Here is a 6545-nt window from a genome sequence, read left to right on the forward strand (position 1 = left end):
AAGCTACATTATAGCATAAATGCAAATGTGAGTTTTAATGCTTATAGCAATGATGGTGTATTTATTTTATAGATTCTGTATCCCTAGAGCCTGTTTTTGCATATATAGCCTCAAACTAAATCTAGCTAAAATTTAGGAATATATCTTAAAGATTCCCAATCATCTAAGTTAATGTATAAAATCTCAAATCCTGTAAGTTTAGCCTAGATCTTAGCAAAAAATAATTTATGTAAGAGTTGGATATCCACTCATGTCGATACGCAAAACTAGCGATAATCGCCTTGTTCGCTTACAAGAATAATCTTTGTTTGGGTATCACCGAAAGCCTCCACTGCTATGTTATTAACCCAATTTTTGTCGCTCCCGCCTACATTCCAAGTGAGTAGAGGCATATCTACCCCCCCCCCCCCGTTAATATCATATTTTAAATTGAGTGATTTTATAAAATCATAATATTCATAGGCAAAACTCACCGCATTAATATTGTTTGTTGCAATAATATCTTTTAACTCATTATGTAGTTTTTCTCTATCTTTCTCCAATTTTTTCATATCATAATATGGAAAATAGTAACTTGTGAAAAATCCCTCATCTTTAAAAACTCTCAAAGCTTTATAATTAGGGCTTTCAATCACTAAATTTTCCTTTGGAATCTTATATGTTTCACATAGTCTCTCTAGTTCTCTTACAGATAATAGCTTATTGGAATCATCTAGATTCTTAAAATCAATCCAAAACTTTGTCGTAAAAACTTGGTTGGTATCATTGGGGTTTTTAAGACTATCTATCCATAATGTCTTTGCAGTTGAAAACATCTCTGCTAAATCAAGCCCTATGCTATGTTCTAACCCATCATGCCCTACATCAAAATATGGTGTTGGTTTTTTAGGATTGTTTGTTAAAAAATGCACATCAATTTCATAACCAGCATATTTTCCCCAAAAATCTTTTAGTTTTTCTATCTCATCAACTCTATGTAGCCATAGCTTTTCTGGCACCTTAGCACTAAGTTTTTGTGTTTTTAGCTCTCTGTCATAATCTTTACCAGAAAACATTCTTTGTCTTTTAGCATTATAGTCCTTATGAAAAAGGCTTCTTTGTGTTATGCTATCTTTGGTTTCAATATCTAAGAGATCAAGAAAGGCATGGATAAAATCATCAGTCATAAAGGGCAGATTCTGTGCGTTTTGTATCTTTTGTGCTATGTCGTTATGCTTTTGTTTAAAAGTATCACTCATATAAATCATAAAAGGGACTTCTATCATAAAGCGAGACCCTATGGTCTCTGCATGTCCAGCAAGATCCCTAAAGTCATACATCTCATCACCATGATCGCTTAGATAAATTACAATACAATCTTCATGGCTAAATCTTTGCATAATATTGCTTACCACATAATCGTTGTAATAAATAGCATTAATGTATGCGATCTTTGTATTCATCTGCCCTGAATTTAAAGGTATAGCGGAATCTGCAAATGAAAAAGTATTAAGATTCTTATCAATCAAATCTTTTTCACTAAATTTAGCAAAGTTTTTAGGGAATCTTTGGGCATATCCACCATGTGTCCCCATAAGATGCAAGATATAAAAGCTTTTATCAGCATTATTATACTCACTTAAGGCTTTATCAAGCATAGGTAGCAATACGCTATCATAATCTGCTCCAGAATCAAAGCTTTCTACAATACGCGAGAATCTTGTAATGTCGGCATGTCTAGATATTGCCTCCGGTGCATTACCCCACACAGAAAATGCCTCTTGATTACTTAGCCAAATGCTTTTATATCCCGCAAATCGCATAATATTGATGAGATTTTGTTGCTTAAACCATGGGGTTTGCCCATTTTCATAATTACTGAAAGTGAGAACTTTTTGCAAAGCTTCATTTGTGTGTGCGTGTGGGGCTATCACATCGCTAAATACTACAAGATTCCCGCTTTTTTGTAACTCTTGTAAAAGTGGTGTGGTTTGCAGGGGATAACCATAGATTCCCATATAGTTTCTTTGTGTAGATTCGCCAATGATTAAAACCACTTTTGGCACACTGCTTTCATTTCTTATCATATAGCCCGGCTTTTCTGTTTTAAACTCATTTAACTCATGACTTAACTCTTTATATTGCTTTAAAAATGCATTTTGCTCTTTTATGCCATAGTAAAACACTTGCTCTAGTCTAAAAAGTGAATTTCTATCAGTAAAAAACTGCTTTTGTGGATATTTCTCACCATACCAATATCTACCATACAAAAATGCAAACAGAGTGAGAGAAACAATAAATAGACAAAGTGATATTTTTTCTACCCTATCGTCTTTGATAGATTCTGTGTCGTTATGAGATTGTGCGGATTTAAAACCAAGTTTAATGAGAAAACTTTTTGGAATCTTAACTATAAATAACATACTCCATAGAGTAAAAATCACAAGGGATATAATGATATTTTTACTCAAATATGATTGTAAAAACTCACTTGCTTCATTTGGATTTGTGCTTAAAAATACTTGAAACATAATCTTATTTAGCGGAGTTTGAAAATTCCCTAAAAGAAATACATCAACAATGCCTATAATGAAAGTAAGCACAAAAAAGATTATAGAAATGCTTGATAGGCATTTCTTATGTATAAGGCTACAAATATAAAAAGGAATGTAGAAAATGCTAAAGTTAATAACAAGACACTGAAGAGTTAGAAGAATGAGTTTTTTAAAATTGGGTTCTATACCCCCCCCCCCCATAGTTATAGTGTGGGCTATCATAAATATAGCTGTATTGGTTAGCACAAGATACAAAAAGATTCTGTTAAAGAATATGCGATTAAATAATGCTAAATTAGACACAAACAAACTCCCAAAGATAAAATAAAAGCGAGATTATAGCATAAAATATTGACTTCATTTTTAGCTTACAAGATTCTCTTATTAAGCAGTCAAAGCTAGATATTCAAGCTGTTTAGCAAACACAATAGAACTTTATCACTCCCACCACATTTGGTTATCATAAGCCATGCCGATAGGATAGAGTTCCCCTATCTTTGGTGCAACACAAGGGATATTTAGTTTATGCAGATTCTCATAAAGAAATCTTATCACTTCATTCCATTCATGACTACCAGCGACAAATCTAGCCCAATGTATCGGTAACACCATGCTTGTTTGCAAGTCCTTTGCCTCTTGCAGAATCTCAAATGGAAAAGAGTGTGAATATCGCCACGCACAATTAAACTGCCCACTCTCCAAACATGCCAAATCAAAACCCTGAAACATATCTCCAATGCGTTTAAAATGTGTGTAGTAACCACCATCGCCACTTAAAAATACTTTCTTATGCTGCGGCGTGTTTGGTGAAAACTCTAATACAAAACTAGCCCATAAGGTTTTGTTGAAATCGCCAAGTCGTGCTGAATTATGCTGTGCGGGTGTGGCAGTGATTTTTAAAATCTCACGCTTTTTCTGTGTAGGGGCATGTTTATTTTTAGAATCCCTGCTGCTAGATTCTGTAGTTATTGCATCATTTTTCACATTTTTAAAATTTTTAGATTCTGAAATCCATAAATTGCACACCCCTACGCCCTGCACCCACCCATCGGGACTAGAATCTAAAACATTCTCAAAGCTTACGCCCTGCCACCAATCAAGCTCAATGATTTTACTCCCTTTAATGCCCCATTTACGCAAATATATGCCAACTTCTAGGGGACAAATAAAATACATCGTTTGTGCGTCAAGTGAGAGAATGCTTGATTTATCCAAATGATCAAAATGTGAATGCGTGATGATGACAAGCAGTGCATGTGGAAAGTCATCATTTTTGTAGCACTTAGTCTGCGAAAACGCACGATTGATACATGCAAATGGTGAGGCATACATGCTAAAGAGCGGATCGACTAAAATCGCTATATTATTATGTGTAAAAAATAGTGAAGAGTGTCCAAGCCATGCGATATGTGGCGTTTCTTTTCTTATCTTGAAATTAGAATCTATGAAGGGAATCTTATGCTTTGGTTTTGCATTCTTTGGATAGCGATAATAGTATTTTATAACCTCTTTTAATGGAATCTTTGGTGGGATTTTTGCTTCTTTATTCTCATTGCAAAAGATTGTTTTACCTTTATATTGCATGAGTTCTGCTCCACTATGTTCTTTGCTTTGTAGTGAAAAAATGTGAAACTTTAGTGGCATATATCCCCTTATTTTGCATTCAATCTTACAAAACACACTATATTTGCAAGATTTATAAAATTATGATTTGAATTATATATACAATATTATGAATGGAATGATTATTGCGAAAAGATTCTATCTGTTTTCTGCATATTACCCTTGATACTTATGGAATATAAAATAAATAATCTAGAATATAATGTCAATCTTTAATGTTTGCTATTTGTTTGAGGTTTTAGCTGTGCGAACATTTTTTAGAATCTTATATGCGGGGTGGCTTGGCTTTTGTGTGTTAGTGTTTATTTTATCCTTATCAATGGCGTATCAAGTTAGCTTTTTTGGAAGTCTTTTTATGACATTTCTTTTAGCCATTACGCCTTATTGTTATTTTCTATGTATTTTTAAGATTCCAATTGATTTTGAAGTGTGGTGCATTCATCACAATCATAATATGAATGATTTTATATTGTTTTTTAAAAAATATTGGCTGTATTATATTTTTCCTTTGTTATTTCTTGTTAGCGTATTGTTGCTTAAAATAGATTTATCGCTTCTTTTATTCTTATTGCCATTTATTTGGCTATATATCATTTTGTTTAAGAAAACGATATGTTTCATTGTGGATAAAATAAGGGGGGTAATGCTTGCAAAAATGAAAGGTTATAATGAAAGACAAATTTCAATGGGGTAAATTTATCCTAGATTGCTTTATTTGTTTTTGGCTAATGATAACATCTGCTATTATATTCTCATATCCATTTTATAGATTATACGCTACATTGCAATTTTGTGAAATAGCTTTTATGCCACACCACAACAAGCTAGATTTAGCACATACCGACTAAATGGGTTGTATGACAAGAATTAAAAGAAGGTTGAAATTATAGTGAGATGAGAATCTAAAATTTTGTCATATTGAGTGCGTGAGTGCAAAATATCTTTTTAGATTCTATATATTCTAATTTGTTTTAGAATCAAAACTCGGTAATTTCTCTAAACATGAAAGCTCATTTTGCACACTTAAATCAAAATTTTCTCTTTCTTTTATGAGATAGGATTCTCCATTATAAAGTGCGATTTCAGCGGGTCGCATACGAGAGTTATAGTTACTTGACATGCTATATCCATACGCCCCAGCACTCTCAATAAGTAGTAAATCCCCACTTTCACAATGTGGCAGCAAAATATCTTTTCCTACATAATCCCCACTTTCACAAATCGCCCCAACAACATCGCATGTTTGCCAAGATTCTATTGGTGTGGAATCTGTCTCTTTTTGCGTAATATGGCTAATATGATGATAGGCATGATACAAACTAGGGCGAAGTAGGTCATTCATCGCACAATCTACAATGACAAACCTCTTATTTGCGGTTTGCTTCTCGCCTATAACGCGTGTAAGCAATGCCCCACTATTCCCCATAATAAAGCGTCCGGGCTCACAAATAGCAGTAAAATCTAGTGCATCAACTTTTCTTATAATCTCATGGATATACTCCTGTATCACAAAGCTTTCTTCATTGTTGTAAGATATGCCAAAGCCACCGCCAATATCAAAGAATTTCAATGGAATCTGCAAGGCTTTAAGGCTCTTTGCAAGGTCTAGAATCTTTTGCGTAGATTCTAAAAGCGGGGCTTTATCTAGAATCTGTGAGCCAATATGATAATGTATGCCAATAGGATTTAAAAACTCGCTTTTATGGGCGTATATATACAACTCTTTTGCACTCTCTATGTCTAAACCAAACTTGTTTTCATGCAAACCTGTTGAGATATAGGGGTGTGTTTTTGCATCGACATCGGGATTTACACGGATAGAGATTCGCGTTTGATATTGCATAGATTCTGGCGTAGTTAAAGGCAGGGAATTTGCTTGTATAGTCTCTGTCGTATGTGATGATTTTTTGGCAATCAAATCACCATAGAGTTTCTTTGTAATAGCCTCAATGCGATAAAGCTCCATTTTAGATTCCACATTTATGAATAATATCCCAAGTTTTATTGCCTCTTCTATCTCATAATCTTCTTTTCCCACGCCACTAAAGATAATCTTATATGGCGGGATACCAGCTAAAATAGCGCGTTTTACTTCATTTAAACTCACACAATCAGCCCCACTACCAAGCTTTGCAAGAGTATTTAGAATGCTTAAATTAGAGTTTGCTTTGAGAGCATAACACACAAGTGATTTAAAACCACCAAAGGAATCTTTTATTTTAAGATATTGTTGTTGCAAAGATTCTATATCGTAAATGTAGAGTGGTGTGCCATACTCTTTTGCAAGTTTCTCATAATCACATTTAGCTTTAAAATGTTTCATTCTCTTATCCTTTCTTAATAATTACACAAAAAATAAGCAATTCTAGCAAATAAAAAATAATTGAC

At 33.7% G+C, this 6545-nt stretch carries 4 protein-coding genes; 1 reads left to right on the forward strand and 3 read right to left on the reverse strand.

Annotated features, from left to right (window positions below; translation table 11 throughout):
• Window positions 1–266: 266 nt before the first annotated feature.
• Window positions 267–2837, reverse strand: a complete 2571-nt coding sequence (locus tag C6H08_RS09325; RefSeq protein WP_233708554.1) for a phosphoethanolamine transferase — start codon at window positions 2835–2837, stop codon at window positions 267–269.
• Window positions 2838–2972: 135 nt separating this feature from the next.
• Window positions 2973–4178: an MBL fold metallo-hydrolase gene (locus C6H08_RS09330; RefSeq protein ID WP_034566178.1), complete on the reverse strand. Its 1206-nt coding sequence runs from the start codon at window positions 4176–4178 to the stop codon at window positions 2973–2975.
• Between the two features lie 223 nt (window positions 4179–4401).
• On the opposite strand from C6H08_RS09330, the gene C6H08_RS09335 reads away from it, so the two are divergent.
• Complete coding sequence (locus C6H08_RS09335; RefSeq protein WP_138196224.1) at window positions 4402–4851, forward strand: hypothetical protein; 450 nt, start codon at window positions 4402–4404, stop codon at window positions 4849–4851.
• A gap of 267 nt (window positions 4852–5118) precedes the next feature.
• Here C6H08_RS09335 and lysA read toward each other — a convergent pair whose 3' ends face one another.
• The gene (gene lysA, locus C6H08_RS09340) at window positions 5119–6480 is read right to left on the reverse strand and encodes a diaminopimelate decarboxylase (RefSeq protein ID WP_034565554.1); all 1362 of its coding nucleotides are present in this window, start codon (window positions 6478–6480) and stop codon (window positions 5119–5121) included.
• Between the last annotated feature and the right edge of the window lie 65 nt (window positions 6481–6545).

Source organism: Helicobacter bilis (genome assembly GCF_900198365.1).
In the GTDB taxonomy this organism is placed as follows: domain Bacteria; phylum Campylobacterota; class Campylobacteria; order Campylobacterales; family Helicobacteraceae; genus Helicobacter_A; species Helicobacter_A bilis_B.